At 37.7% G+C, this 25,863-nt stretch carries 34 protein-coding genes; 31 read left to right on the plus strand and 3 right to left on the minus strand.

Annotation, left to right across the window (positions count from 1 at the left end):
* Nucleotides 1-20 precede the first annotated feature (20 nt).
* The 31 genes from cpaB (at nt 21) to A7D23_RS09750 (ending at nt 23,037) form a co-directional block, all read left to right on the plus strand.
* The gene (gene cpaB, locus A7D23_RS09610; protein WP_068883615.1) at nt 21-815 is read left to right on the plus strand and encodes a Flp pilus assembly protein CpaB; all 795 of its coding nucleotides are present in this window, start codon (nt 21-23) and stop codon (nt 813-815) included.
* Between the two features lie 16 nt (nt 816-831).
* Nucleotides 832-1,638, plus strand: a complete 807-nt coding sequence (locus A7D23_RS09615) for a hypothetical protein (protein WP_068883617.1) — start codon at nt 832-834, stop codon at nt 1,636-1,638.
* 45 nt (nt 1,639-1,683) lie between these two features.
* Nucleotides 1,684-3,099, plus strand: a complete 1,416-nt coding sequence (locus A7D23_RS09620) for an ATPase, T2SS/T4P/T4SS family (RefSeq protein WP_068883619.1) — start codon at nt 1,684-1,686, stop codon at nt 3,097-3,099.
* Entirely contained in the window at nt 3,087-4,055 is a 969-nt protein-coding gene (locus tag A7D23_RS09625; protein WP_242871515.1) for a pilus assembly protein TadB, read from the plus strand. The genes A7D23_RS09620 and A7D23_RS09625 overlap by 13 nt, the downstream gene beginning before the upstream one ends.
* Nucleotides 4,056-4,092: 37 nt before the next feature.
* Nucleotides 4,093-5,004, plus strand: coding sequence for a hypothetical protein (locus A7D23_RS09630; RefSeq protein ID WP_068883621.1), 912 nt, complete (start codon nt 4,093-4,095; stop codon nt 5,002-5,004).
* Between the two features lie 60 nt (nt 5,005-5,064).
* The gene (locus A7D23_RS16570; protein ID WP_282432015.1) at nt 5,065-5,190 is read left to right on the plus strand and encodes a hypothetical protein; all 126 of its coding nucleotides are present in this window, start codon (nt 5,065-5,067) and stop codon (nt 5,188-5,190) included.
* 19 nt (nt 5,191-5,209) lie between these two features.
* A complete protein-coding gene (locus tag A7D23_RS16060; protein ID WP_176714406.1) occupies nt 5,210-5,347 on the plus strand; it encodes a hypothetical protein in 138 nt (45 codons plus the stop codon).
* A 65-nt stretch (nt 5,348-5,412) separates the two neighbouring features.
* Nucleotides 5,413-5,589 (plus strand): hypothetical protein, encoded by a 177-nt coding sequence (locus tag A7D23_RS16065; RefSeq protein WP_176714407.1) that lies wholly within the window; start codon nt 5,413-5,415, stop codon nt 5,587-5,589.
* Nucleotides 5,590-5,633: 44 nt separating this feature from the next.
* The gene (locus tag A7D23_RS16070) at nt 5,634-5,810 is read left to right on the plus strand and encodes a hypothetical protein (protein ID WP_176714408.1); all 177 of its coding nucleotides are present in this window, start codon (nt 5,634-5,636) and stop codon (nt 5,808-5,810) included.
* Between the two features lie 226 nt (nt 5,811-6,036).
* Nucleotides 6,037-6,324, plus strand: a complete 288-nt coding sequence (locus A7D23_RS09635; protein ID WP_068883623.1) for a hypothetical protein — start codon at nt 6,037-6,039, stop codon at nt 6,322-6,324.
* Between the two features lie 16 nt (nt 6,325-6,340).
* Nucleotides 6,341-6,865, plus strand: coding sequence for a hypothetical protein (locus A7D23_RS09640; protein ID WP_068883625.1), 525 nt, complete (start codon nt 6,341-6,343; stop codon nt 6,863-6,865).
* A gap of 46 nt (nt 6,866-6,911) precedes the next feature.
* On the plus strand, nt 6,912-7,418 hold the full coding sequence (locus tag A7D23_RS15615) for an A24 family peptidase (protein WP_083221896.1): 507 nt from the start codon (nt 6,912-6,914) through the stop codon (nt 7,416-7,418).
* A 54-nt stretch (nt 7,419-7,472) separates the two neighbouring features.
* Entirely contained in the window at nt 7,473-7,724 is a 252-nt protein-coding gene (locus A7D23_RS09650; protein WP_068883627.1) for a hypothetical protein, read from the plus strand.
* Nucleotides 7,717-8,325 carry a hypothetical protein gene (locus A7D23_RS09655; protein WP_068883629.1) on the plus strand — a complete coding sequence of 203 codons (609 nt, stop codon included), beginning with the start codon at nt 7,717-7,719 and terminating at the stop codon, nt 8,323-8,325. Before A7D23_RS09650 ends, A7D23_RS09655 begins: the two co-directional genes overlap by 8 nt.
* 9 nt (nt 8,326-8,334) lie before the next feature.
* Nucleotides 8,335-9,795, plus strand: a complete 1,461-nt coding sequence (locus A7D23_RS09660) for a radical SAM protein (protein WP_068883631.1) — start codon at nt 8,335-8,337, stop codon at nt 9,793-9,795.
* A gap of 13 nt (nt 9,796-9,808) precedes the next feature.
* The gene (locus A7D23_RS09665; protein ID WP_068883633.1) at nt 9,809-11,011 is read left to right on the plus strand and encodes a U32 family peptidase; all 1,203 of its coding nucleotides are present in this window, start codon (nt 9,809-9,811) and stop codon (nt 11,009-11,011) included.
* Nucleotides 11,008-11,763, plus strand: coding sequence for a hypothetical protein (locus A7D23_RS09670; RefSeq protein ID WP_068883635.1), 756 nt, complete (start codon nt 11,008-11,010; stop codon nt 11,761-11,763). Before A7D23_RS09665 ends, A7D23_RS09670 begins: the two co-directional genes overlap by 4 nt.
* A gap of 25 nt (nt 11,764-11,788) precedes the next feature.
* Nucleotides 11,789-12,766 carry a radical SAM protein gene (locus A7D23_RS09675; RefSeq protein ID WP_068883637.1) on the plus strand — a complete coding sequence of 326 codons (978 nt, stop codon included), beginning with the start codon at nt 11,789-11,791 and terminating at the stop codon, nt 12,764-12,766.
* 77 nt (nt 12,767-12,843) lie between these two features.
* Nucleotides 12,844-13,506, plus strand: a complete 663-nt coding sequence (locus tag A7D23_RS09680) for a hypothetical protein (RefSeq protein WP_068883639.1) — start codon at nt 12,844-12,846, stop codon at nt 13,504-13,506.
* A gap of 164 nt (nt 13,507-13,670) precedes the next feature.
* Nucleotides 13,671-15,200, plus strand: coding sequence for a cell wall-binding repeat-containing protein (locus A7D23_RS09685; protein ID WP_068883641.1), 1,530 nt, complete (start codon nt 13,671-13,673; stop codon nt 15,198-15,200).
* Between the two features lie 54 nt (nt 15,201-15,254).
* Complete coding sequence (locus A7D23_RS09690) at nt 15,255-15,698, plus strand: hypothetical protein (RefSeq protein WP_068883643.1); 444 nt, start codon at nt 15,255-15,257, stop codon at nt 15,696-15,698.
* 109 nt (nt 15,699-15,807) lie between these two features.
* A complete protein-coding gene (locus A7D23_RS09695) occupies nt 15,808-16,338 on the plus strand; it encodes an HD domain-containing phosphohydrolase (protein WP_068883645.1) in 531 nt (176 codons plus the stop codon).
* Nucleotides 16,339-16,597: 259 nt separating this feature from the next.
* Complete coding sequence (locus A7D23_RS09700) at nt 16,598-17,665, plus strand: GGDEF domain-containing protein (RefSeq protein ID WP_242871517.1); 1,068 nt, start codon at nt 16,598-16,600, stop codon at nt 17,663-17,665.
* 36 nt (nt 17,666-17,701) lie between these two features.
* Nucleotides 17,702-17,869: a hypothetical protein gene (locus A7D23_RS16075; protein ID WP_176714409.1), complete on the plus strand. Its 168-nt coding sequence runs from the start codon at nt 17,702-17,704 to the stop codon at nt 17,867-17,869.
* A gap of 751 nt (nt 17,870-18,620) precedes the next feature.
* On the plus strand, nt 18,621-19,064 hold the full coding sequence (radC, locus tag A7D23_RS09710) for a DNA repair protein RadC (protein WP_068883651.1): 444 nt from the start codon (nt 18,621-18,623) through the stop codon (nt 19,062-19,064).
* Nucleotides 19,065-19,270: 206 nt separating this feature from the next.
* Nucleotides 19,271-19,483 carry a hypothetical protein gene (locus tag A7D23_RS09715; protein WP_068883653.1) on the plus strand — a complete coding sequence of 71 codons (213 nt, stop codon included), beginning with the start codon at nt 19,271-19,273 and terminating at the stop codon, nt 19,481-19,483.
* 23 nt (nt 19,484-19,506) lie between these two features.
* Complete coding sequence (locus tag A7D23_RS09720) at nt 19,507-20,754, plus strand: DUF3560 domain-containing protein (RefSeq protein WP_068883655.1); 1,248 nt, start codon at nt 19,507-19,509, stop codon at nt 20,752-20,754.
* A gap of 213 nt (nt 20,755-20,967) precedes the next feature.
* Nucleotides 20,968-21,276, plus strand: coding sequence for a hypothetical protein (locus tag A7D23_RS09730; RefSeq protein ID WP_068883659.1), 309 nt, complete (start codon nt 20,968-20,970; stop codon nt 21,274-21,276).
* Between the two features lie 703 nt (nt 21,277-21,979).
* Entirely contained in the window at nt 21,980-22,285 is a 306-nt protein-coding gene (locus tag A7D23_RS09740; protein WP_068883663.1) for a hypothetical protein, read from the plus strand.
* Nucleotides 22,286-22,523: 238 nt separating this feature from the next.
* Entirely contained in the window at nt 22,524-22,781 is a 258-nt protein-coding gene (locus A7D23_RS09745; protein WP_083221894.1) for a hypothetical protein, read from the plus strand.
* Nucleotides 22,782-22,836: 55 nt separating this feature from the next.
* Nucleotides 22,837-23,037 carry a hypothetical protein gene (locus A7D23_RS09750; protein ID WP_068883668.1) on the plus strand — a complete coding sequence of 67 codons (201 nt, stop codon included), beginning with the start codon at nt 22,837-22,839 and terminating at the stop codon, nt 23,035-23,037.
* A 76-nt stretch (nt 23,038-23,113) separates the two neighbouring features.
* Here A7D23_RS09750 and tcmP read toward each other — a convergent pair whose 3' ends face one another.
* The 3 genes from tcmP to A7D23_RS09760 all read right to left on the minus strand — a co-directional run bounded on the left by tcmP (nt 23,114) and on the right by A7D23_RS09760 (nt 25,753).
* Nucleotides 23,114-23,545 carry a three-Cys-motif partner protein TcmP gene (gene tcmP / locus A7D23_RS09755; protein WP_068883670.1) on the minus strand — a complete coding sequence of 144 codons (432 nt, stop codon included), beginning with the start codon at nt 23,543-23,545 and terminating at the stop codon, nt 23,114-23,116.
* A 146-nt stretch (nt 23,546-23,691) separates the two neighbouring features.
* On the minus strand, nt 23,692-23,796 hold the full coding sequence (locus tag A7D23_RS16410) for an abortive infection family protein (protein WP_242871516.1): 105 nt from the start codon (nt 23,794-23,796) through the stop codon (nt 23,692-23,694).
* Nucleotides 23,797-23,815: 19 nt separating this feature from the next.
* The gene (locus tag A7D23_RS09760) at nt 23,816-25,753 is read right to left on the minus strand and encodes a type I restriction-modification enzyme R subunit C-terminal domain-containing protein (RefSeq protein WP_068883672.1); all 1,938 of its coding nucleotides are present in this window, start codon (nt 25,751-25,753) and stop codon (nt 23,816-23,818) included.
* Between the last annotated feature and the right edge of the window lie 110 nt (nt 25,754-25,863).

Here is a 25,863-nt window from a genome sequence, read left to right on the forward strand (position 1 = left end):
TTATTTAAGGAGTGTTTATTTTGAGAAAAGTATTATTTATCGTTGGTTTAATTATTGCTTTAGGGAGTGGAATTGGTCTGTATTTACAATGGAATAATGCAAAGGATTTAATGCCGGTCGTTTATGCTGCTACAAATATACCGGAGGATACCGCCCTTTCACAACAGCAATTAACGGTCCAAAATGTTCCGCGCGAGAGCGTTCCAGATGGTGTGGCCTCAAATATATCACAGGTTGCAGGTAAAACGCTTAACTGGCCGCTTAAAAAAGGTGATCCGGTTAGAGTTGATAAAGTAGAACAAAATGCAAAAACACCTATCTCAAATTCACGTTTAATCTCTTTCAAAGTTGATTACAATGGCTCTATTGCGGGTTTAGCGCAATACGGCCAGACTGTCGATGTTGTTTTGACGGTTGATGCCAATAAACAAGCAAGCACACCCTTAACCGGATATGTTATTACTAATCTTTTTATAGAAGCTACGGCAGATGCGGCTGGTAATATTATTTCTTCGGTAGATTCGCCCTATATTAATAAATCTTCGGGTTCAAGTATAACTGGCAACGGCCAAGTTGCCGGTATCCCTTCGGAAATCATTGCGAAGGTCACACCTAGACAATTCTTAGTATTAAAACAAGCAGAATCAATGGGAACGCTTTCTTTGGGTAAGCGCAGTCAGGAATCAAATAATTTTTATAACATTAATGAGTATATTGAAAAATCTAACATGAGCGTATCAAGCACATTTGTATTGAATCTTTTAGAAATACAAAGTTCAAAATCAGAAACATCAGATGTTACAAAAGGTATTTAATTGGAGGTAAAAGAGAATGAATAAAACCAAGCAAATCATTACCCTTTGGAGTGTTGGGAGTGTTGGTAAAACGACACTCTCTTTAAATCTTGCTCAAAAAATGGCGAAGGAGTCAGGTTTAAAAATTGGTCTGCTGGATTTTGCGGTTTTAACGCCATGTATTCATCTGTTTCTTGAATTAGAAGATAAAAACAGCTCTATTGAATACATTTTAAAGTCCTGGCAGGATGACTTTGCTTACCGGAAATTACTTGAGGAAAACGCTTATATATCCAAAGATATTTCGAATTTATTATGCTGGACAGGCTTGACTAGAAACCCGGAATTGATCGATAAATTAGGGACAATCCAAGCTCAGACGATTATCTCGGAATTATCCCAAATTGTCGATATCCTTTTTATTGACGTTCAAAGCGATACTCTTTTAGTTCCTACAGATATTTCGCTGAAAATGGCTACGAAGGTGATTACTGTTGTTGACCAAAACCGAAACACTATCGAGAATACAGCCAAATGGCTCAATAATCTCTATGCACGAAAATTGGATATCGCGAAGTTTAGTTTAGTAATTAATCAATACTCCGATAAAGCAGCTTACTCGAAAAATAAAATAGAAAGTAACTTAGGGCTGTCATTACTTGGCACGATACCGGCCATTCCTAAAGATAAGTATGACAATTTAACGGTCACTTTAGGATCACTGTCAAGTATAAGAAATGTTAACTATGCAATAGAAAAAATATTAACTAAGCTCAACAATGGTGAACCCGTAGGGAAGCCTAAAAAGGTATTTAGACTGCCCATAAAAAGATTTGGCACATAACTCTATTTCTGTTTTTTTACGTTGAGTAGGAGGGGCAAATAAAGAATGAGAATAAATTCTACACAAACCGTTGAAAAAAATAATAATACGATTGATACCAGAAAAGACCTTTATGAAGCCACAAGAATTGTACAGTCAATATTAACAGAAAAACACCAGAAATTATTAAACGACGCGATTTATGGGCTTGGGGATTGCCAAAATGAGATCCTTGATATTATAAAAGATATTATTCGGCACCAGAAGCTTAATGTTCCCGATATGAGTGTGGAGGACATAGCCTGGGAGATTTATAAGTATATTATTGGCTATGATGTTATTCATGATCTCTTGCTTGATCAGGACATAACCGAGATCTGTGTCAATGGGCCAAAAGAAGTAACATATAAAAAGAACGGTATTCGGTATCGGGCCAAGAATATTGAATTCAAGGACATAAAGCATTTGGAAAAAATAACTGAGCGGATTCTTCTTACATGTCATTCAGAAGCAAATGAAGGCAGCCCCATGGTGGACAATGCTTGGCTTCCGGATCGAAGTAGGGTTGTAATCAATAAAAGCTCAATTGTCCCAAGCCTTGGGATTACAGTGAATATTCGCCGGTTCCGTGATAAGAACTTCTCCTTAGACGAGATGGAACAGATAGGGACTTTTAAAACGGCCTTACAAGATAATGTAGAAGTTATAAAAGATGAGTTTATCGATGAGAACATAAATAAAGGACATTCTTATCGGCAACTTGATTTTCTTCAGGATGTCGTGAGAGCAGGGGCAACGATCATCATAAGTGGGGGAACACATACCGGTAAAACAACAATGATTCGGACGTTAGCTTCGATTCTTCAGGATCTTGTTCCGGAACATGAGGGTACCGGTGATCCGGAAAGCGGGCTGCGCATTATCACAATCGAAAACGGCCCGGAGTTACAGCTTAAAAAATACTATCCTGATCTTGAAGTGGTCGAAATGCTGGAAAGGGATACAAAATATAACCCTATCGGTGTTGAAGAAATATATCCCCAAGTATTGAGGATGGACCCTGATGTTATTTTAGTCGGTGAGATCAGATTTCCGATTGAAGCAATGTATACGTTAAGGGTTATGCGTTCCGGACATCAAAACACAATGGCATCCATTCACACCTATGATGCCGAATCATGTTGCCAGGAATTGAGGACAAAGGTTCAATCAATCTTAAACGTCAGCGACAAAGTGATCAATAATGAGATTGTTACCGCTGTGGACATTATTATTCAGTTAGGAATAGTTGATAACAAAATCGAGTTAACACAGATTGCCGAACTGGATTTGGACAATAACAGCAATATCCTTATCAAAGATATATTTGCGAGAAACAGTAATGGGGATACAATCTTTAACCCTATCAGTAGAAAACTAGCTAAGAAACTTATTGCCAAGGGCAGGAAGAACGCCAAGGGAGTAGAGAGGTGGTTAAAGTGAGTTTATATCTATGCTATGGCGTTAGTATAGGCTTATTAATTATCGTTGTTACTTGGTATTTGGGGAGCGCCGAGAAAAAGAAATTACAGAGATTTATTTCTAAACGAGTTAATTATTTGCAGTATAAGATAAACAAAGATGGCGGTTCTATGAGTAAGCTTAGAGCCATTTTTAATCAGAGGAAGCAAGTTGTAGGTCTAAAAATCAAATTCGCAACTTTTATGCAATCGTGTCTTTTGTTTTTTATCCTTGCTTTTATATGTTCGTTCTTCGGTTTTTCAGAAAAGATCCAAGTGGTTAATAATGACGCTGTCGCGATTCTTGTGAGATATAATGTTTTAGGTACGATCATTATTACAATTGTTGGGGCTATAACCCCTTGGATATTATTAAATCTCGTTTATTACAGTACCCGTAAAGCAATAAACAAACAGGCTTTAAATGCCTTTAATTTAATTCTAAACAATTATATTGTCCGTAATAATATTGAAGCGGCCACTTGGGATTCAATAGAGGCTATGCCTTTTCAGATGCGGTCTTTATTTTTGAAAATACAAAGTGAAGTGAATAGCAGTGGAAAAAGCTTTGACAGGGTATTATATGATTTCGCAAAACTGCTTAATATTCGTGCGTTTATGGATTTTTATAATGTTGTCGTATCGGCTAAATTAACTGGCGGCAGTACCGAAGATCTTATGTACCGATTGACCGATAAGATCAGATCAAAGAAAAATAGAGCACAATCAATCAAAGAAGATATGAACCCGCTCATTACTAAAGCGATTGTATTTACCGGCATAATGGTTTTGACTTACATTGTTGTTTGTTTATTCTGGCCGGAGCCAATGTCTATCCTAAGACAATCATCATATGGGCCGTTATATGTAGACGCCATTATAGTAGCCGTAATAATTGAGGTTGCTTTACTTTTAAAATTTTTATCAATGGATGATTAAGAGCTAATAAGATTTCCTTAATTATTGGAGGAGTAATATGAATTTAACATTTTTATATTCTATAGGGATATCCTTGGGTTTAATTATTATATTCCTAACATTTTTTTTTAAAACCAATATTAAATCAACGAAGAGAATAGCTACAATCAGCAGCACAGTACTCGCCTATAGGGAAACTCATGAATCATTATGGAATAAATTCCAAAAAAAAGCAAAAGTCTTATTATTAAAGGTTAAAAACAAAAAACCGAAGGCCAGAGCGAATAAAACAGATAATATACTTGAAGTTCTAAAACAGCCCGGAAACCCCTTATCGATTGGATATAAAGAGTACAAAACAATTAAGGATGTAAGTCCTTTTATTTTTGCCATTCTTCTGGGTTTTTCAGGTATAGCATCACGTAATTTTATTCTTATCATCTGGCTTGCTTTTATTGGTTTCCTTGTTGGCTTAATAATACCGAAGGTCGTTCTCTTGTATTTATATAGAAAATATAAGGATGATTTAACAAATGAATTATCCGAGGCTATGACTTATATTATAGATTTCCGTAAAGCCGGTCAGACGATCACAGATTCAATAAAAGGAGCTATATTTTCCACAAATAAGTTAAAGCCGCAACTAGAAAAACTATTGCAGGATATATCTATAAGCGGGCCTAGAATCGCGTTGGCTAAATTAAGTAAAGAAACAGATGTAGAAGAGTTTAAAAACTTTGCGGATATACTGATGCAGTCAATAACAATCGATAGCACGAACATGGTGGCATATATGGCGAGCCGTGCTAGTGATATCGACTATATAGAAGGCTTAAAAGAGGTAAGACGATATAAGAATAAAAAGATGGTCTTAGAAGCCCTGACAACGATACCGTTTATTATGATTCCGCTTATTATTCTTGTGCCGCTGCTTATGCAAGCAAACCAAAGTCTATCTAATGTCATGTAGGGGAGGGGATGCTTTATTTTAAAACATCTTATTAGTTTATTACACGATGAAGGGGGTGATTTGACCGGGGAAATTGTATTATTGCTTGGTGGTATTTTAGCAACCGTTGGAATAGCAGCAATTCTCTACGCAACAATTACAGATAAAGTAACAAGCGATTCGACAGGAATGAGCGAGTTAAATTAGGAAGGAGGTTAATGTTTTTGTGATAGGAGTATTAAAAAACCTTTACAAAGACGTATACGGCGATATTATCCAAAATTATGTTTGGATTTTAGGTGGTATCTTTGCCATTTTATTAGCTGTATTTTATCATTTTTGTCGCAGCCCAGGGGCAGGATAGTTTGTTTATAGTTTTCAGAAAGATTGCACCTGGGTATAACTTAAATTAATATGGAGGATTATCTTGTGTTAAAAACACTAAAAAGCCTTTACAAAGATGAGGGTGGCGAAGTTGTCCAGAATATTATTTGGATCTTCGGTGGTGTCCTGGCTACTGTAGCAGCCGTATCGCTACTATTTGTCACGATCAAGGGGAAGTTGACAGATATGAATACCGGTGTCACCGGTATTGTTACTCCCTGATTAGTTCCTATGAATTATTTAATTAAGATGGAGGATTATTTATTATGAGAGAAACATTGAAAAGCCTTTACAAAGATGAAGGTGGCGAAGTTGTTCAGAATATTATTTGGATCTTCGGTGGTGTCCTGGCTACTGTAGCAGCCGTATCGATCCTGTTTGTTACGATCAGGGGTAAGCTTACAAGCATGAATACCAGCGTTACAAATATTGTTACTCCCTAAGTTTCATATTCCTCACCGTGAGGAAGAAAGGAGATCGCGGATAGTATGATATTATTCCATACTATCCGCACAGTATATTATGTGGAAATTATTAAAGAATAGATTAAGTAATTTGAATAACGAGCGAGGATCTTCTTTAATCTCATATATCATCGTCTTTGGCTTATGGATAATGATATTTTTCACCTTTTTCTCAATGTTCTTTTTGAATATTCTACAAGGATCGATGGTTAATGCTGTCAACCTTGGATTAGAAAGAGCTGCTATCGTTGGAGGAACAACTACAGAAGTAAAAACGTTGATATTAGATCAATTAAAACATACCGGGGTAGAAAATAATCTGTTTACCATCATTGGAACGGGCAGCGATTCAAATCGTATTCAATACGGACAGTATATTACAATATCAATTACCGGTCCGCGTAATTTTACAGATTGGTCAAGCGGGAGTCCTGTACCGAAATCAGAAACGGTGACAGTTACAAAATCCATTATGAGTCAATATTTACCTTAAGGGATTAGGAGATTTTATGGAAAAAATATTAAAGTTGATTAGGGATGAACGTGGCGTTAGTTTGGTTGAATTATTGATCTTTTTAGGTATCTTCCTTGCTCTTTTTGGGTGGGCTACAGATTATTACACCGCAATCAACATGAAGCGAGGAATAACTGACAGCGTTAAGTTTGCGGCATTGGCAGCTAGTCAGCAAATAGATCAAACTAAATTAAACACGGGTGTTCTTGCTATAGCACCAACCCAGGCCGATGCAGCATTTTTGGAAATGCTTAAGAAAAATTTATCCTTAGATAATAACTTAGATCCACTTCCGGGATCGCCGGTAAAATATGTAGATAAAACTACTCTTTACTATAAAACCTATAATGCCGATTCTTTACCAACAACAAGCCCGATAGACGGCCACTCAATTACTCAACCGTCTTATGTTGTTTATATTGAAGTACGGGTAGGCCGAGGATTATCGCAGTTAGTAGACCCTACAGCTTATTGGACGATTCGGGTAGCAAAAGACGCGGCGTTAAAAATATCGCCTTGATTTTAATATAAAAGGAATGAAATAAATGGTTTATTCTATAGCGCAAATGATACCTTTTGTTATATTGATTATTAGCGTTATTACAGATTGGAAAGAACGAAAAATATATAATTGGGTCACTATTCCCGGCTTTTTTCTTGGATTAGCCTATGTTTTGTACTTTAAAACGTACTCAGTGATGTACGTTATATTTTTTCTATTCCTTTTCCTAATTTTCTTACTAGTCTATTCCCAACGGGCTATGAGGGGAGGGGATATCAAATTACTATTAACTTTGAGCTTATTTCTATCGCCGGGAGCCTTTTTCTTTAACGCTGCTCTTTTTATGTTTTCTGCTTTCTTTTATTTCTTCTTCCGGGCTGTGCGCGTCAAAGGAGTGTTCCAAACGGTCAATGATATAAAATTAGATTCGTTTGCATTATTTTCAATAGGCGAAAATAATAATTACTTTGCGTCCGGAGTAAAAAATCCATCATTTCCCGGTGGTGGGGCAATATTGATTACGCTGTGTTATTTAACTACAATTTTTGTATTCAAATGCGTTGTAATATAGTACGTATTATATTATAATACTGTTATGGAAAATATTAAGAAGGAGTGTATAGATATGGTTAAATTAGAAATTGATATTTCGGATAACTTAAATCAAAGACTTGAGGGGTTCAGTGTCTCTATTGGGATGGATAAGTACGATTATATCCGGTTTGCCGTATTGATGCAGTTAGAAAAGATGGAAATAATAAGAGACGAAAATCGCTTGAAAGATCCTGAAAATAAAAACATGCTATCTACTACTTATATTGAGGTAGGGGATAAGAATATCCCATTGAATACGCCAGCGAGGGAACATAATGGCTAATTATAAAAAGTTATTACTGGTTTCCTTTGTTATTTTCGCTATTTTTTTGGCAGGGTGTGGACAGTCTTCGGAAACAGGGGGAAAGAATTCTTCTTCAGGTATCCCCGGAAAGGCTTATAGTACAAGTGGTTTAACATTAAAAAGTCTTGGTGAAAACGTAGATATTGCCAATTATGCAGCAAGAACAGATGAAGAAATTGAAATATTTAAGACCTGCGCAGCATGGTTAAATGAGTTTAGAACAGTTGATTATAAAGAATTAGAGTCAGTGACAACAATGCCTGGGAGTAAATTTACTACGAACCGTTTTCAAAATGAATTAGACAATGGGTTTACTAAATATAAATCGGAGGTTATTGAAAAACAGGATACAAAACAGGTAGTATCTCTATATTTAGTAGATTTCTTTTTTCAGAAGATCCCCGAACTTAATAATCAAACAGGTGCATATTTAGAATTTTTAATGGACTTCAAATTATCACAAGGGCCGGGGCAAGGATATGCAACTATTCAATGCCAGGAAAGAGTTGTACTTATACAGGATGATGGTAAATGGAAAGTAGACACTGAGCTTTTCAAACAATTAAAGGTATATAAATAGGAGGCAACTATGGATTTAATATCTCAAGATGAAATGTACCAATTTAGAAAATACAATAACCGATATGAAAGGGAGCTAAGAAAAACCAATTTCAGATCAATTGATCCCTGTATGAATCCGGAGTTAATAATAAACGCAATCAATGATAACGAGTCCCTTATGGTGTCATCATCATTAAAGCAATTTGAAAGACATCCTGAATTATTTAATAAAGAAATCTCATTCGAAAAAATGGATGCCGTTGAAAATATCAAATATCCGGAGCGTACCACTTTAATTATCAAAACTACGCATGCTTGTAATTTACATTGTCCTTACTGTTATGACGTAATGTACAGAAAAAATTTGACCGACGAAGGAAATATATTAACGGTTGATACTGTAAAACAAATTATTAAAGTATTTAAGGATATAAACGTTGGACAATGGATCTGGCACGGCGGGGAGCCGCTGCTTGTTGACAACGATTTTTACGATGAAGCAAATGCGTTGGTCAAAGAACAGTTTCCAAAAGCATCAATTGATATGCAGTCAAATTTGACGTTATTGGATGATGAAAAGGCTAAAATGCTCAAAAAATGGGAAGTACGCCCTGGTTTCTCTTTTGATGGTTTAACAAACCATTTAACAAGAAAAAACACTGGAGATCTTATGCGTTCGTTATTAGTCGCTGAAAAAAACGGGATTTTCAGCGGGGCGATAATGATTATAACAAACGATAATATTAATCAGCTTATTGAGGAATATGAATACTTTAAGCGGCTCAGAGTGAGCTGTAAGATGAATTTGATTTTCTCCGCTCATAAAAATAATAAAACCTATAATTTAGATGGTGAATTGGCCGCCGAAAAGCTATGTGAATTCTTTGATTATTGGATTCGGGATGTTCAAGGCCCGGTAAGTTCAGATATCTGCGAAAGATACCTTATTGCGGCCTTAGATGCCGGTGGTTCGTGTAGTTTTACAGATTGTGCCGGAAAGGATTACTGGTTTTCGGTGCAGCCTGACGGGGATATTTATCATTGTGGCCGTGATTGGTCGGAAGAAACAGGATTGTGTTTCGGAAACATCTTTGAGGTTGAATCTGTTTCAGATATTATAAAACATCCAAACCATAAAAAGTGGTATGAAGGGACAAGAAGAATGCTCCAAAATTGCGGAGAATGTGACTATTTTTACTCTTGTCATTCCGGCTGTTATAACGATAATATCCAATTTGATCCTTCAATGAATAAACCGGAGCCAAATAACTGTTATATTCATAAACATGTGATTAGTCATGTTATAAAAACAATAAACGAGATTGATTTTGAAAACATGGCGAATTATAATCCTAATTTTCTTAATCACTTATTCCGTCAACAATTCAGAAGCGCAAAAATGCTTGAAAATATTTTAAATGAATCTATTCGTAAAATTAATGTCCCGGTTAAGGCCGAAGATAAACTTAAAGAATTTTTGTTAGATTAAGGGGGTATAGTTTGTGATAAATATTTTTAAGAAAAAAGAGAAATTTACTCCCCGTATTATTGATAAGAGTATGAGTTTTTCCGTCCCGTTATTGTACGATAGTGGTTATATAAGCGAATTGGTGAAGCTCAATAATCTGGATACAAAATATAAGATCCGGACGGCATATAACAGCCTTCCTGCTTCCTCATACGCAAAATCAGGTTTTGAGCATGGCCGTTCAATCAATACCCAAGAAGATAACTGTAAGATCCGGACGTTGGAAGATCTAAAACCATATATCGAAGAGTTAGCAAAGAATAATATCGAGTTCGTTTATACAATGAACAATATCTCAACTATTTCTCTATATGATTTTGAGTTACAATCTGCACAGATTAAGCAATTTGTTAGTCATTTAATCGATTTAGGGGTAAGAAGTATTACCGTGGGGAGTCAGCTCCTTGCAGATTTTTTAAAGGAAGAATTCAGAGGGTTGTCGCTTAATGCTTCAACGATGATGGATATACGGACAATTACCCAGGCAAAATATGCTGTACAAGAGCTTGGTATTTCAAATATTATCCCGGCTGCGGATCTCAATAAAGATTTTACATTTATCGAGTCATATAAAAAGATTTTTTCAGATAAAGCAACTTTAGAGATAATGGCCGATGAAGCTTGTATTTATGCTTGCCCGACAAAGAATATGCACTATGCATTATTTGGTAAACAGGAAAATTGCCAAAAATGCAGCCCTATATTCAGGGAGTTTCCTAAATTTATTTGCGACAATATAACATCGAAAGACCCAGCCTTGCAAGTGGCCCTGAATCGTATTATTTTCCCTTGGGAGTTAGAAACTTATGAGAAATTTGGGGTTAATCGTATTAAACTTGTCGGTAGGGATCATCCCAAGCCCGAACTGCTGAATAAAATTAAAGCATACATGCTCGGCGCGGGAGATCCGAATTATGCTTTAAATGAATTCTATAATACGTATAACTCGCGGTTCATGAATCTCAAGTTTAATAACTATGGCACAACAAGGATGAAGGAGATTAACAAAATACTCCCTGATATTAGCTACTTTACCGATAACAGACCGCAATGTACAAGCCAATGCGGTAGCACGTGCCTTTATTGTTACGGTAAGGCTAATGAATTAAGGGAATATATCCAATCAAAGAATTCCGAAGAAGATCTAAGAACATGTTGTAGTAAGGTGATAGTATGACAAGAAGTTATAATAAAATTAAACGGCTGATTCAATCTTTTCTTTCCTTAATTGTTGTCTATACGTCAATTTCACATGATCTAGTAATTGATATACCCGATAAACCACATTCTATTGATGGCAAATACACACTAGGTGGCTTAGATGGTTTAAAAATATCACTGGAATCTAGGAAGGCTTATGCTTGGAATGATTGGTGGTTTAATGGATGGAATGCAGGATACTCGAACGGTGTGGCATATTCGGATGTTTATACAAATGCTTATGCTAACTATGGTAACTGGAACGCTAATTATTCTAATGCAGGGGTTTACGAAAATCATAACCAATGGGAAAACCACACCGAAACATGGAACCAATATTCTAACTGGACTGCTTATTCAAACTATAGTGATTATAGTAACTACGGTAATTGGGGTAATTGGGATAATTGGGGTAATTGGGATAATTGGACGCCCCCGCCGACGGTTGTAGCCTCTGTACAAGCTGTTGCGTTTCCAAATACAACAATTCAGGTAACTGCTGTAACATCCGGTACCGCCACTCAAGTGACGTCTACAAACACCTTAAATTCGACTGTTATTACATTTACCAATTCAGGTGGAAATACATGGGTAGGTTATTTTAATGTTCCTGCCGGGACTCCTGTAGAACCAATTACTTTTAATGTTTCAGCAAGTAATAGTTCCGGATCTGGTGCCGCTGTTGCTATAACAAATGTAAAACATTTTCAGAACGTCATTACTAGATAAGAAATTCTCTAAAGGGGTGTGTTTAATGAATATTATGTTAAATAATTATTGTAACCTGAAATGCCCGTATTGTTTTGCAAGTTGTGATCCCAAAAATATGGTCAATATATCTGATGAAAACTACGCCTATATTCTTGATTTCTTTAAGAGATCCGGTCATTTTGAATTAAGGCTGTTAGGCGGTGAGCCAACATTACATCCAAACTTTGTAAAATGGGTGAATGATGGGGTTAGAGATCCATTCTTTCAAAGGATTATGATCTTTACAAACGCATTGGCTTTAGAAAGTAAAGTAAGCGATTCTATTGTAGATAATAAAGTCTCTTTTTTAGTAAACCTTAACGGACCTACTGTGATAGGGGAGCATTTGTATAATAAGACGATTGATAATGTAGAAAACCTTATATTTGGGTACAGGAGAAGAAATATCGATCCGCAAGTTACCCTGGGTATCAATATTTTTGAACCAGATTTTAAATACGAATATATTATAGAACAGAGCAAAAGATTGAAATTAAAAACTATTCGTTATAGTATCACTGTACCTTCGGATAATAAACAAAATGGAAGCCTTGAACATTATGAAAGCTTTGTCCCTCGATTAGTGGGATTTCTCGATGCTTGTCATAAGAGTGGAATAAGCCCGCACATTGATTGTAATAATCCTCCAAAGTGTGTTTTTTCTAACGAACAGCTTGTAGATTTCATTTATTCCGGTTTTGATATCGTGCGTAAAGGGAAATGTTCCCCTGTTATGGATATTAGGCCAGATTTGAGTGTCGCAAGATGTTTTTGTTTTGAAGATTATTTAAGCGTAAATATAAAAGATTTTAACACTGTCACCGATCTTAACAACTTCTTTCTCAAAGAAATAGACAGTAAAAGATATAGCAATCCTCCGTTTAAGCAATGCTTTGGATGCCGGTTTTGGGAGGAAAAAAAATGCATCGGCGGCTGCTTAGGATATAGTATTAAAGGAAAAGCTACTGGTTGTTGTGCTTAACAAGTTTTTAAAAAGAAAAATATGATATACTTTGTTCAGTAATAAAGAATAATTCACTATTAAGGAGAAGTGGTATTGTGTTAAAAAGAAAAACAAAAATTAATGTTTTTCTATATTCTGACATACTGAAAGATGCTTTAAATAAATATGCTAATGATCACAATACCTTTATTACTGATCTTATTGAAAACGCCTTATTACAGATGATTGATAGTAATGATTTCAGTATTTCTGTTGATCGGGTGTATGATAAGGCTGTGCAAGGTAAAACAGCCCTAGAAAACCAGACATCAAGACGGTTATCTCTTGTCACGGATATAGAATTAGTTGATAAGGCGGATTTTATAATTGATCAACAAAAACCAAAAACCAATAGGAGTATTTTTATTCAGGAATCAATAAGACGGTATCTGGAACCTATTCTTATTAGCGAAGGGTACTTGCCTGAACCTGTTTTTAGGAATAAGCAGCAGGCTATCGAGAATCTAAAACTTTTACGCTCTTACATGGGGTTTCGTAACACTAAAGAATTCCACACAAAGTTTTTAAAAAAAGAGAATAGTGATGAATACTTTATAAGTTATCGGCACTATTCCCTTATGGAACGTGTAGGTACGGGGGATATTGATAGGATCATAAATATAATTTCACAAAAAACAAATATTGAAAAATCCGCATTTTATCTACCTTCATACGATTTTCAAAATTATATAGATAAATCAGTACGCCCCACGATTTAGTTGTGGGGTTTAATTATTTGATTTAATTTTGATAAAGGAAAGGAAGGCGTTCTATTATAAGTAAGGAACTGGATAAAAATACAAATAGAATAAATAAAGTATTGTAATATAGTACGTACTATGTTACACTAATATTAAAGATTTCATAATTGGAGGATATTATTATGAACAAAATATCATTTGGATTAAAGGGTTTGTTTTCAACAATTCTGATATTACTGGTTTTTATTATTCCAGTATCGGCGTCAACTGATGATACACAAAGAATATATGGTGCAGATCGATATAAAACGGCAGAAGCGATTGCTGAACATGTGAATAGTAGTCAAGTTAATAGTGTGGTGTTGGCCCCAGGTAACAGTTATGCTAATGCTTTACCGGCTAGTGTGTTAGCTTACAAAAACAATGCTCCTCTGTTACTGTTAGATTCTTCTGCAAGTAGGACTGTTGAAGCATTCAACTATATCAAATCTCATTTGTCCTCAACGGGCACTATCTATTTAGTCGGGGATAATAAGCTAATCGGCAACGATTTCGTTACTACTTTAAAAAGTATGGGGTATAGCAATATTATTAAGATTTCTGGTTCTGATATTTATAATACAGATTACTTGATAGCAAAAGAATTGAACATATCAAAAAATACTCCTGTAGTTATTAGTTCTGGGGTGAACTTTCCGGATGCCTTAGCGATATCCAGTATGGCTTCATCGAATAGCTATCCTATTTTGCTTACAGATGGAAAGACATTATCTAACGATATAAAAGCCTTTATAGCAGAAAAACAACCCTCAAAAATATATATCACGGGGGGAACGTCTGCTATTGCAGCAGCTGTCGAAAATCAATTAAAGAACACCGTCCCAAACACTGAAATTACACGATTTGCAGGTAGCGATAGATATGAAACAGGCACGTTGATCGCTAACCAATTTTTTACCAACTCAAAAAATATATATATTGCTTCAGGTTTTAATTATCCTGATGCCTTGGCTGGAAGTGTATTGGCTGCAAAGAATAATAGTCCAATTGTTTTAATAAATCCGAATACCAAGAGATCCGTACCGACAAGTGTGGTTCACCTTATGGTTGATTACAGAGAAAAGCAAATGGGAAAAAGTTTAATTGCCCTGGGTGGAACAACCGTTGTTCCAAGTGATATATATACTATGACGAATGATCTTGCTGGTAATATTAATTTAATGAGTTTAGGAAACCCTATTGAATTCAATTTTACCTTCGTCAAAGATCCACTATGGTCACATAATAGTACAGTAATTGAGGGGAATGGAACCTTAACTGAAGATCAAGAATTAGCTTTAATTACTGCTATCAATTATTACAGACAGTCTAGCTCTATTCACTATCAAATGTTAAGCGATAATACAAATACATTTGGTCGTGAATTATGCAGCGATAAGTTAGCAAGCCGTTTGCAGAAAAATATGGTTACATCTGCGGATGAATATATCAGAGAACAGTATATCCATCAAGTTACAAAAATAACCTTAACCAGCTATGGGACAATGAATATACTTCCCGATACCCCTTATACTTACTTCCGTATCATTGCTGAAACACGTGGGTACAAAAATGGAAATAGCGTTAAAGCTACGGAATATACTATGCTCGGTTTATATAAAGTTAACGGTTATTGGGAAATTGACTTTGATCAGACTTTAAATCGATTTTAAATATTAGAAATTCCCCATTCATAAGAAGATTTTACAAAAGGAGGGTGTTCTTCTATGTGGATTCTAAAGAAAATACTTATTATTCCTGTTATTATTATTGTCCTAAGTGTTATTCTTTCATGCGGTATTTTTATTTGGACTGTTTCTTCCGTAATGTATCCTGCTTTGAATGAGTCTGATATTAAGCTTACGGACTTTATATTTCATTCCAAAGATATTGATAGTGAAAAAATGGAAAAGTTGAAAGAGATTATAAATGCAAAAGGTTCTCAGGCCGGAAAAGATGTTGGTCAGTATCTTGGAGAAAAAATGTTGGAAATGTTTCCTGGGCCAGCTTCAGATAAAAGCTCTAGCTTTGGTAATTCTCAGCCTCCTGATATTGATGATGTAATGAATATAGTTGATAGCAAAGCTGATGAAGGTTTCCAAAAAGGATTAGATGCTCTTGATAAGATGGATAAAGCTCAGAATGATTCATTAAATTCTTCGTTAGATTAGTTGTTCAATATATTCTTTGCTTTCCTTTTATTGTTCTTTGTTTATCAATAGGTCTGCACGTTGAAAAATTATTTATAGGGATCGTTACGGGGAGTGAGGGTTTTCTTGTATGTTTATTCTTGATGATATGCTTCATGGTGTTCGTGTCGCAAAATTGGCTGTTGATTTTGCTGCTTGTCTAAATTCTAAAAAAAGTGATGCTTCTATCTTATATAATTCGTGTTTATTCCATGATCTTGGAAAGTTATGTTTGAACCAGAATTTAATCAATAAGCCTGGTGTTTTTACGGCTCAGGAAAGAAATTATGTCAAATATCATTCTTTGTATGGGTATTGGTTGGCTACACAGATGGGTCTTAAGGAGAGTGTTCAGTTTAATATTCTGTTACATCATGAAAACTTTGATGGTTCAGGTTATCCCTTTGGTTTTAAGGGTGAGTCTATCCCTGTTATTTCCCGTATTATACGAATTATAGATTGCTTTGATGCTCTTACGACCGAGCGTTCTTATCATAAAAAGTATAGTGTTTCTGAGTCTTTGTATATAATGAAAAATGAACGCCGATATTATGATCCGCATTTTTTTAATAAGTTTCTTGATTTTATTTCTTTACCGAACATTAACGTTAGTAATTTTTAGCTTTAGGCTTTTGTAGAAGTGTATCTCAGATTTGGCGCCGGTACCGCGTGGCCAGGGAATGTGTTGAGATACATTTTTTCTTATATGGGCAATTTGCTTGTATGCAGATGGCAAATTGTCTCACGCCCTTACCTCTAGGGTCGCTTGGGTCTTTGAATGTGTATCTCAGCAGTCCTTCCGGAACTGCGGATCGGCCGGGCGGGATGAGATACAATAATAATCCTGGTAATATATAAAGGGGGAGAGTACTTTGGGCTGGATGATTTTTAGTATTATCGTCCTTATATGCTGCGTACTTGCTGTCGGGTACACCAATATTAAGTTGAGGAAATTAAGACAGTATATTTTACCAACAAAATCAAATTCCTTATTGCGTGAGATCTTAAAATTAAGTCTCTATAAGTATGACAATATATCAAATGCAGCTATAAAAATTATTGAGAGCTTGAAAAATTATTATACGATCTCTGATTGTACGCTGTTAAAAATGGAGGATAATTATCTCAAGATACTGGCTAGTAATATTGCTCCCGAATACCACGAAAGTATTGAAGGTGAGACAAATAGGATTCTAAATCATCTAAAGCACTATAAAGCTGAAATAACAACTTCTGAAACATATCTGCCGTATCCTTCAGCCAGACAACGAAGAATTAAATACAATTTTTTTATTCCCCTAGTTATAGAAAAAGACCTTATCGGAGCTATTCTAATTGAAGATACACAATCACAGGATCTTGATATAGAAAAAGAATTTTTCTCCATAGTAATTGAAAACATCACGATTGTTCTCCAAAATTTATTGTATTATGAAACAATCAACAACCTGGCTATGCTTGATGGATTAACCGGGATCTATAACCGAAATTACATGAACAATTTTTTATCTGATGCATTATCAAAGAAAATAGCGTTTAGTTTAGCTATTTTTGATATTGATTTTTTTAAGAAATTTAACGATACCCACGGCCATTTATTCGGGGATCTAACTCTGAAAACAGTAAGTCATTTTGTTCGGAGTCAACTGGCCGGCCAGGGAACCCTTTTTAGGTTTGGTGGGGAAGAATTTATTATATATTTAAAAAACCAGACTGAAATTCAAGCTTCTCAGACTATTGAAGAGATCCGGAAGGGAATTGAACGATTAATTATTCAAGATGATAGGGGAAGTGCAAGCGTTACCTGTTCTTTTGGTCTTTATGAGGTAAAAGACTATTCTCTTTCCTTTTCAGAGGTTATTAAAAAGGCAGATATAGCCTTGTATTATTCTAAGGAGAACGGGAGAAATCAAACGACCAGGTATTCAGAAATGGAACCAGGTAAATAAATATTCATTATGAAATATGAGCTGGGAGGTTTAAATATGGAAAATGAAGAAAGACAATGCGGAACTTGTTTCCGTTGGCAAGAAAGTGTTCCAGGTAATGTACCCGAACAACATCCTTGTCAACTTGATGGGAAGCAAAGATGTAAAAACGAAATGAAAGATTGTTTAGGCTGGAAGGAAATAAAGAATATCCCATCCAAATAACATCTTATAAGGAGTAATACCCTTTTGCAGATCCGTTATTGTATCTCAAGGAATCTTCCGGATCTTCGGGCCTGGCCGGTTGAGTGAGATACATAATTAAACCGTAAAATATATGTATCTCATATTTCGCCGCGGTGCCTGGCTGCAGGGAGCTGTATTGAGATACATATTTTATTTTGTAACTCAGCGGATCTTCCGGAGCTGCGGATCGGCCGGGCGGGATGAGATACAAAGGATCTGAAGGCGTACCCTTAACTCATAAAAAAATACCTGTGGCCGGGCAGGGAAGCGAACTATATTTTTTCATCAGTTCGGGTACCAATAAGAACGAGCGGACTGCTCCCTGAAGGCAGCAGACCGCAGGAGGCAGGAGAAGGCACCAGGGCAACTTGACAAGCCGTGATAAAGCCGGTGATGCGGACGGGGGGCACTAGGGGGTGTGGAACCTGGATGAGGCTCCCCCGTCCGGGATGAATGTTATCACGGCAGTCAAGACTTATGGACCGTGAACATAAAAAGCAGCATATGAGGTATTCCTAATATTTATCCTTCCCGGCCCAACGGCCCCGGCCATGACGCACACGGCCCGGAAGGGATAAGGAGTGTGAAAAATATTTTCAGCTCTTTTTTTACCCTTCTAGTATTGTAATATGATGCGCTTTATATTATAATAATAGTAAGTTTGATAGACGAGTGGTAACCTCGAAGGAAGAATGTAGAGAGTGAATAAGAAACGGGAGGAAGATGAGATATGAAGTACATACCAGTTTACAAAATTGAGATGGTGAGAGAAAAGAATTTGAAAGTGGAAATAAAAACAGTCAACAGCCCATCAGACGCTGCGCGCATAGCCGAAGATTATCTAGTAAATGTAGACCGCGAGCACTTTGTAGTAATGATGTTAGACACCCGAAACAATGTTATTGGAATTAATACCGTATCAATTGGCAGCTTAAATTCTTCAATCGTACACCCTCGGGAAACCTTTAAACCCGCAATAATACATAATGCTAGCAGCCTAATCCTTGTTCATAATCATCCGTCCGGCGATCCTACACCAAGCCGGGAAGATATCGACATAACAAAACGATTGGCTGATGGCGGTAAACTCCTTGGAATAGAAATTCTAGACCATGTAATTATAGGCGACGGGAACAGGAGATACACCAGCCTAAAAGAACAGGGAATTATTTAACGCAGAGTGACGGCCTCCGGGCCGGTAATGCGGGATAAGCGGTCACAACCCCGCTTAAAAGGAGGAATAGAAAATGAGGTATTATATGATCGTAAAAGGACAGCGTATCCCTAGGCTTAGCATATTAGGACGGCTTTGACCGTCCCTGAAGCACCCCGGAAGCCGGATATTTCAGGGATGGTCAAAAACAAAAGGGGATGAAATCAATGAAAGGCTTAGAGAAAAAGACTAGCAGAGAAGAATTATTTGCTGCTGCATGGGCAGAGCGTACCGCGAAATTTATAGCCGTGCGGGATGCGTTAAGGCAAACCGAACACAGCCGCGCGTACAGAATGGCCTTTAAGCAGCCATGGAAATTTTATAACGATCACACAATAGATGAGGCAATCAAAATCCTTGTCGAACAATACGCAGAGTGACAAGAAGAAAGGGGATAAAATCTATGGGTAAATACATCCTGAACCAGGAAACACAAAAATTCGAACTGCATTTTGATAAAGCCGAATACATGGCTTTATCCGAGAGCCAGAAGAAGGAAATCAAATCCAATTTTCTTTGGTCCAGAACTGCCGGAGCATGGGTAAGCCGTTCAATTCACCATCATTACAGAGCCGTTCAGATTGCCGAAAAATTAGGACTTGAAAACGGCGGAAAGGAAGGCCAGCGGTTAAGTTACGCCGAAGAATTGGAGCGCAAGCAAGAGAGAGCAGAGGCCAGGGCAGAACGCTTTGAAACCTATTCAGAAAACGCAGAAAAGCGCGGAAAGGTTATGACATCGGCGTTGGACCCATACAGGGGCGATATCGCGTTTTTTACCCAGCCAATCATAGCCGGCCACTCAGGAAGCCAAGCATTTGCCCGGCAACGTGAACGACTTTATGCCCGAGTCCACAAAGGTTTTGAAGAATATCGGAAAAGCGAATATTTTGCAGACAGGGCAGCGACAGCCAGGGCAACAGCAGACGCAAGCCAACTAAAAAAGCCTATCTACCTGCATAACCGGATAAAGGAGCAAAATGCCCTAATCAAGAAGCTGGAAGGCTACATTGCAGATTATGAAAACACCCTTTATAAAATTGAACAGGGTGAAGCCGTCAAGAATTATAAAGGCGAAATCTTAACCACGGAGCGCATAGAAAAAGCTATCGAAAACTGCATCGAAAAAATGGAATACGAAATTGATAAACTAGCTTTTTTCCAGAATTGCATGGATGAAATCGGCGGGAATAAATTCGGCCGGGAAAACATCAAAGTTGGCTATGTTGTCAAAATTGCACGCTGGGGCCGTTGTTTAATCCTCACTGCTGGCCCGGTGAATGTTACCTATAAGATTCTTGACGGCGGGGCATCCGGAGGAATTCTCACAGATCCTTATGCGGCAATCGTGGAAATCCTGGAAGCCAATGAGATTAAGAAAGAAACGTCGAAAGTAGAAAATCCTTATCAAGTCGGCGATATTCTTTGTAATTATGGTGTAGGAGGAAATAAATATATACGCCGAGCTTATCAGGTTATTAAGACTACTGATACCGGAGTTAAACTTCAACGGATAAAGGTTGAAAATAACGAACCGATCCCAGGACAGTTTATTGAGGATAAGGCCGTCCAAAGAAAAATCACTAAAAGTAAGTGGAACGATTTTGTCGGCGTCTATGACGGTGATTGGCAATTGCATAAATATACGGCTTGAAGGGAGGCAAGGCGATGAAGAACTATAAAATGCCCAAAAAATACAGCCGAGCCCGAAAATATAATGGAAGGTGTGAGGGGTGCGGAACCCCTACACCGGCCAACCAAGTTTATTCTCGAATAGATGAAAGTAATATAGCAATATCCTTTCACGAGCCGTATTTATGTGTGGATTGCTATAATAAAACATATAAACAGGAAGGAGAAAAGAACCATGTACGTCTATATCAAAAGTGAACCTAATCTTTGGACTGTAGGGTTTTATGATCCTAAAGGAAAGTGGCAGCCTGAAAGTGATCACGGTAGTCCTGAATTTGCTTCTAGGAGAGTTCGTTATCTCAATGGAGGTAACATCGACGATCAGCAAACGGTAGAATCACCGCTGCATCAGGCTATAATCGATGAAATTGAATACATGATCGAGGGCAGAATTTTCTTTGATTATTTTGACAAGGAAAAGTCCGAAAAGATTGAGGCAATATTTAATGAACACAAAGCAGAAATTATTGAAAAAAATCATTAGTACACTTAGTTTTTGTGAAGATATCGTGGAGGTATTCGAACAATACTTTAATAACCCAGAATGCTTTAATGTTGCGCTGGAAACTTCAGACAGTTAAGTTATAATAGAGTTAAAGGGGGGTATAGTCTATGCAAAAACACGATCCTTTTGGTTTCTGCCGATCCTGTGGGAGTGCAAATCTTAAGATAATCAAACAAGATGAAAACCGTAAGCAATGGGAATGCCAGGACTGTGGGAGACAATTTTCAGAGATAAAATATCCGACTCCGCGCCATGACTCTGAGTTTATAACGTCTGATCTGAAAGACGGGTCTTCACTCATTTATGAAAAAGAGTGATCCGGTTATAGAAGTACCAAGGAAACGTCACTTCAAGGTATAAATGAATTACCACTACCAAGTTTTATACCCATATAAGTAGGGGCACTAGGGGGTGTGGAACCTGGATAAGGCTCCCCCGTCCGGAATGAATGTTATCACGGCAGTCAAGACTTATGGACCGTGAACATAAAAAGCAGCCTATGAGGTATTCCTAATATTTATCCTTCCCGGTCCAACGGCCCCGGCCATGACGCACACGGCCCGGAAGGGATAAGGAGTGTGAAAATTATTTTCAGCTCTTTTTTTACCCTTCTAGTATTGTAATATGATGCGCAGTATATTATAATATATGTAGTTGATAAATTTACTTGGAGGGCTTGGAAATGAAACAGTACAGAGTTAAAAAAAGCGTACTTGAACAGGCCGAAAGAATGGCTAATAAATGGGAAGCTAGGGCACAAGCTTTTTTCCAAGGATGGGAACCAGGGGAGGGCGGTATTGCTACAGTTGGATATTGTAAAACAGAAGATGAAGCTGAGAGTTGCCAAAGACAGGCCGAGATAATACGAAACGCTTTATTAGAAGTAACCGGGCCGGTATTTGCTCCAGTAGCGTCTTGGAATGTTATAGCAATATTAAGTAACGCTGCTGTCGAACGAGATATTCTTGATGCTAATTTACATAAGTGAGTGCAATATTAATGACCGGAACGTGGGGAGATCCCCCCGGTAGGAGGAAAAAGTATGTGTTATATCTGTTGTAATCGCAATTGTAAGATTAAATGTAATTTCAATATAGGTGGTGTATGTAAGTATGGACAATTTGAAACCGGCAGGGAGGTTCCTCAGTGTAACCCAGAAACCTGCGAATGTAATAATAGCGGTTAGTTGATCCTAAATATATCGGTAAATATAAGGAGGTCAAATTATGTTTCAAGTGACCAAGTGGACAAAGTTCATTACGGATGATGAAAAAGATAAAAATATCAAGCTTAAGGTAGATCCTTCTTTGGTTCCTTTTAAATTTAGGCTGCTGGATGATGATGGAATTATTTATGCTTACGGTTATTCTAGCAGTGAAGATGATGAAAATGCTTTTGCTCCCTTGGATGCCTATGCATCAGCATATGGGGTTACTGTTATCCAATATATGAACCCTAAAACCGGCAAATATGAAACGCTTTGATATTTAGTATTTTTAAAGGCCGGGCAACCAGGCCCGGCCAGAAAGGGGAAAAAGTATGAATACTTATTTCTATCATCTACATTATTTTCATCCACGGACAGGAAAAAAGACTGGTACACTCGTTGGGGTTTTATTTGCCGAAGACCAAGAACAGGCCGAAAAGTTGGCTTTGGAAAAACACGGAAGTGATTCGGCTGCCGGATTTGAAATATCTGCGGTCAATGGGGATGGGGAGTCTTTTTATATCCCTAGGTAAAAATGAAAGGAATGTTATTTTTATGAACATGAAGGATATCTTATTAGAAAAAGTTCCGCATTTTAATGTCACTTTTTCAGTGACCAATAGAAACCAAAGAACTCCAGTTTAATTCCATCGCGCACGGATCAAGAAAAATGACCCCACGCCAGCCATTTTGGTACCAATCATAAGAATGTATGGTATTAAGCAGTTCATTACAGTCTCCTTTTATAATTTCAACGTCTTTATCTGCTTTCCTTTGTTGAATATTTTCTTCCAGTTTGCTTATGTAGATTTCATTCTTCTCAATATAGAAATATTTGTCAAATGGATAGTTTAATGCGCGTAGTGCGGAGCCGATTACAGAACCGTATTCTCGAACATGAACGTTGCCGCTGCCGGCAAAAGCGTCAATATAGCAAAGCCTGAAATCTTGTTTCTTCAAAGCTTTGGTGTAAAAATCTAAATACCTTTCTAAAATCTCCAACTTTAGTAAAATCCAAGAGCCTCCAAATGACTGTTCCACTAGACACGCCCTCCTCTCGACAGAACATATGTTCTAATGGTATTTTATACCATTAGAGATGATATGGCAAGAGAAAGTCTTTGAATCATTCTGTTTTCATAATATCCGGCACTTGCCGGGTTTTATAATCAAAATGCTATCAGCCATTATGAAGCACGATTGTCTACAGCAAGGATAAAATCGGCCATCGTCATAGCTGAATTCACAAACAACCTCGCATGATGTTCAGAATCAGTAGACTTCTTAGGCATGTTTTCCCCATTCGTCTACTTACGCCGCCTGGGCATTTCGGTTTATGCCCTCAATAACAGTCCGCAGGTTTATGAACATCGCCACATCACCAAACAATTCGCTGATACTTCCCATATCTGTAAATGGACTCTCCTGTAGTACCGACAGGTCTTTCATCATGCCGTTTTTGACGATGTAATTGACAACCTGCCGTACAAAATACATCTGTCTGCTATCCAGCTCAGCGTCATTGAGGAAGCGGGAGAAGGCTTCATTAGCAGCTTTCTGGCTTAGCCCCACGATGGATCGCACCAATTCGCCAAGCGGGGCTTTTCCATACTGGGCGTCATACTGTTCTTTTGTCCCCAACTCGTTCCACAGGATGCGTTCGAGCGAACGTATATCCTCCGAAGTCAACGGTTGGTTGCCCTTGAGCTTGGCAATAGCCGGAATATCCTGATGCTGAAGGATATAGTAGTTGACCTTTTTCTTGTAGTTTGCCAAATCATCGTTGTTCAATTGAGATTCTTTCCACTCCATGGATAAAACATCATCCGTGAAGTCGGTATCATAACGTACCCGGTCTCTTTCCGGTATGAATTTTATCAAATCCCGCAGCTTCAGCCGGATATCCTCATAGTCCGAAATACCCGCGCGATCCAAATAATCGTTATGTATGATTTGCTCAATCAATTCCTGCTGCTGGGCAATGACCTGAATCGTACCATATTTTGATAGTTCCGTCGCTTTGTGAACCACATCGTTTTTAGCCCGTTTGCAGCTTTTCTCAGACAGCATAGCCAGCTCAATCTGATAGACGAGCATGTCAAACCGAGCCGCCGAAATATCATCGCCTGTAGGCAGTACAAGCGGAGCAATATGTTCGGCGATCTGCAGGGTATTTTCATAGGTCAGGGTATCAAAATCATCCTCGGACTGATATTTATCAATCATACGCAGGTGTTGCTTTACGGCAAAGTTATCCCGCGGCAAAGCTTTTATCTGTGCCGCCAGATCCTGCACAAGCTCTCTGCGGTATGCTTTTAGCGCCTCTGTCTGGTAAGGAAGTTCTTGCAGCTTGTACACCATCTCGAGCTTTATATTGAACATACGCTCCTGGAGCGTGCTGACCGTCCCGGCCTCACGCCCTTTGACATGCAGCCGAAAAAATTCAAAGTTTCTGCACAAATCAAAAATGTAAAACAGTCGCTTGTCCCCGCCATCAATAAGCCCTTCGCATGTACGGGTGCCACGTCCGATCATCTGCCAGAACTTAGCCCGGCTCATGACCTTTTTAAAAAAGACAAGGTTGAGGATCTCCGGCACATCGATACCTGTATCCAACATATCCACCGAGATAGCTATTTGCGGCATTTTGTTTTTATCCGAAAAGTCGTCAATAATGCTCTGGGCGTAATTAGTATAGTTATCAATCACCCGCACGTAATGGTTGGAATAATTGGGAAACTCCCGATTCCACACCTCCAGAATTTTTTCGGCATGATTATGATTCTTCGCAAAGATAATGGTCTTGCCGATTTTTTCGCCGAACTCTACCCGCTGGCCATGCTGCATCAGAATGTGCAACGCCTTTTTGATGGTATCATTGTTGAAAATCCACTCATTGAGGGCGCTGGAGTCGATAGAGGCAGGCAGATTACCGTCTTCATCGGCAAAGGTACTCTCGTACTCTTCCTGCTCTTCCGGCGAAAGATCCTCATAAGTAATACCTTTGCTCATAAATTTTAGCTCGGTTTCGATGGAGACAAAGTCTACCAGATAGCCGTCCTGTACCGCCTGGGAAAGTTCATAGCCATAAGTAGGTACGCCGCTTTCCAAATCAAAAATCCCATAGGTGTTTTTGTCTATTTCATCCTTTGGCGTGGCTGTCAGCCCTACCAGCAGCGCATCAAAATAAGTAAAGATATCCTTGTATTTGTTATAGATACTACGATGGGCCTCATCAGCCTGTGTCAAGTAAAAACTAAAAAATTTTTAAATTTTTCACATAAAAAAATAGAACCGAGCGATTTCTTCAACGAAACCACCCGGTTTAAGATTATTAAGAATCATCCGTCCTTTGCTTT

The organism is Dehalobacter sp. TeCB1, from assembly GCF_001707455.1.
GTDB lineage: Bacteria > Bacillota > Desulfitobacteriia > Desulfitobacteriales > Syntrophobotulaceae > Dehalobacter > Dehalobacter restrictus.

Bases quoted from the DNA above. Each gene is read 5' to 3' on its own strand.
- A7D23_RS09615 (WP_068883617.1), top strand. From the start codon at position 832: ATGAATAAAACCAAGCAAATCATTACCCTTTGGAGTGTTGGGAGTGTT.
- A7D23_RS09620 (WP_068883619.1), top strand. From the start codon at position 1,684: ATGAGAATAAATTCTACACAAACCGTTGAAAAAAATAATAATACGATT.
- A7D23_RS09630 (WP_068883621.1), top strand. From the start codon at position 4,093: ATGAATTTAACATTTTTATATTCTATAGGGATATCCTTGGGTTTAATT.
- A7D23_RS16070 (WP_176714408.1), top strand. From the start codon at position 5,634: ATGAGAGAAACATTGAAAAGCCTTTACAAAGATGAAGGTGGCGAAGTT.
- A7D23_RS09635 (WP_068883623.1), top strand. From the start codon at position 6,037: ATGGTTAATGCTGTCAACCTTGGATTAGAAAGAGCTGCTATCGTTGGA.
- A7D23_RS09640 (WP_068883625.1), top strand. From the start codon at position 6,341: ATGGAAAAAATATTAAAGTTGATTAGGGATGAACGTGGCGTTAGTTTG.
- A7D23_RS15615 (WP_083221896.1), top strand. From the start codon at position 6,912: ATGATACCTTTTGTTATATTGATTATTAGCGTTATTACAGATTGGAAA.
- A7D23_RS09650 (WP_068883627.1), top strand. From the start codon at position 7,473: ATGGTTAAATTAGAAATTGATATTTCGGATAACTTAAATCAAAGACTT.
- A7D23_RS09655 (WP_068883629.1), top strand. From the start codon at position 7,717: ATGGCTAATTATAAAAAGTTATTACTGGTTTCCTTTGTTATTTTCGCT.
- A7D23_RS09660 (WP_068883631.1), top strand. From the start codon at position 8,335: ATGGATTTAATATCTCAAGATGAAATGTACCAATTTAGAAAATACAAT.
- A7D23_RS09670 (WP_068883635.1), top strand. From the start codon at position 11,008: ATGACAAGAAGTTATAATAAAATTAAACGGCTGATTCAATCTTTTCTT.
- A7D23_RS09675 (WP_068883637.1), top strand. From the start codon at position 11,789: ATGAATATTATGTTAAATAATTATTGTAACCTGAAATGCCCGTATTGT.
- A7D23_RS09685 (WP_068883641.1), top strand. From the start codon at position 13,671: ATGAACAAAATATCATTTGGATTAAAGGGTTTGTTTTCAACAATTCTG.
- A7D23_RS09690 (WP_068883643.1), top strand. From the start codon at position 15,255: ATGTGGATTCTAAAGAAAATACTTATTATTCCTGTTATTATTATTGTC.
- A7D23_RS09695 (WP_068883645.1), top strand. From the start codon at position 15,808: ATGTTTATTCTTGATGATATGCTTCATGGTGTTCGTGTCGCAAAATTG.
- A7D23_RS09700 (WP_242871517.1), top strand. From the start codon at position 16,598: ATGATTTTTAGTATTATCGTCCTTATATGCTGCGTACTTGCTGTCGGG.
- A7D23_RS16075 (WP_176714409.1), top strand. From the start codon at position 17,702: ATGGAAAATGAAGAAAGACAATGCGGAACTTGTTTCCGTTGGCAAGAA.
- radC (WP_068883651.1), top strand. From the start codon at position 18,621: ATGAAGTACATACCAGTTTACAAAATTGAGATGGTGAGAGAAAAGAAT.
- A7D23_RS09715 (WP_068883653.1), top strand. From the start codon at position 19,271: ATGAAAGGCTTAGAGAAAAAGACTAGCAGAGAAGAATTATTTGCTGCT.
- A7D23_RS09720 (WP_068883655.1), top strand. From the start codon at position 19,507: ATGGGTAAATACATCCTGAACCAGGAAACACAAAAATTCGAACTGCAT.
- A7D23_RS09730 (WP_068883659.1), top strand. From the start codon at position 20,968: ATGTACGTCTATATCAAAAGTGAACCTAATCTTTGGACTGTAGGGTTT.
- A7D23_RS09740 (WP_068883663.1), top strand. From the start codon at position 21,980: ATGAAACAGTACAGAGTTAAAAAAAGCGTACTTGAACAGGCCGAAAGA.
- A7D23_RS09745 (WP_083221894.1), top strand. From the start codon at position 22,524: ATGTTTCAAGTGACCAAGTGGACAAAGTTCATTACGGATGATGAAAAA.
- A7D23_RS09750 (WP_068883668.1), top strand. From the start codon at position 22,837: ATGAATACTTATTTCTATCATCTACATTATTTTCATCCACGGACAGGA.
- A7D23_RS16410 (WP_242871516.1), bottom strand. From the start codon at position 23,796: ATGCCTAAGAAGTCTACTGATTCTGAACATCATGCGAGGTTGTTTGTG.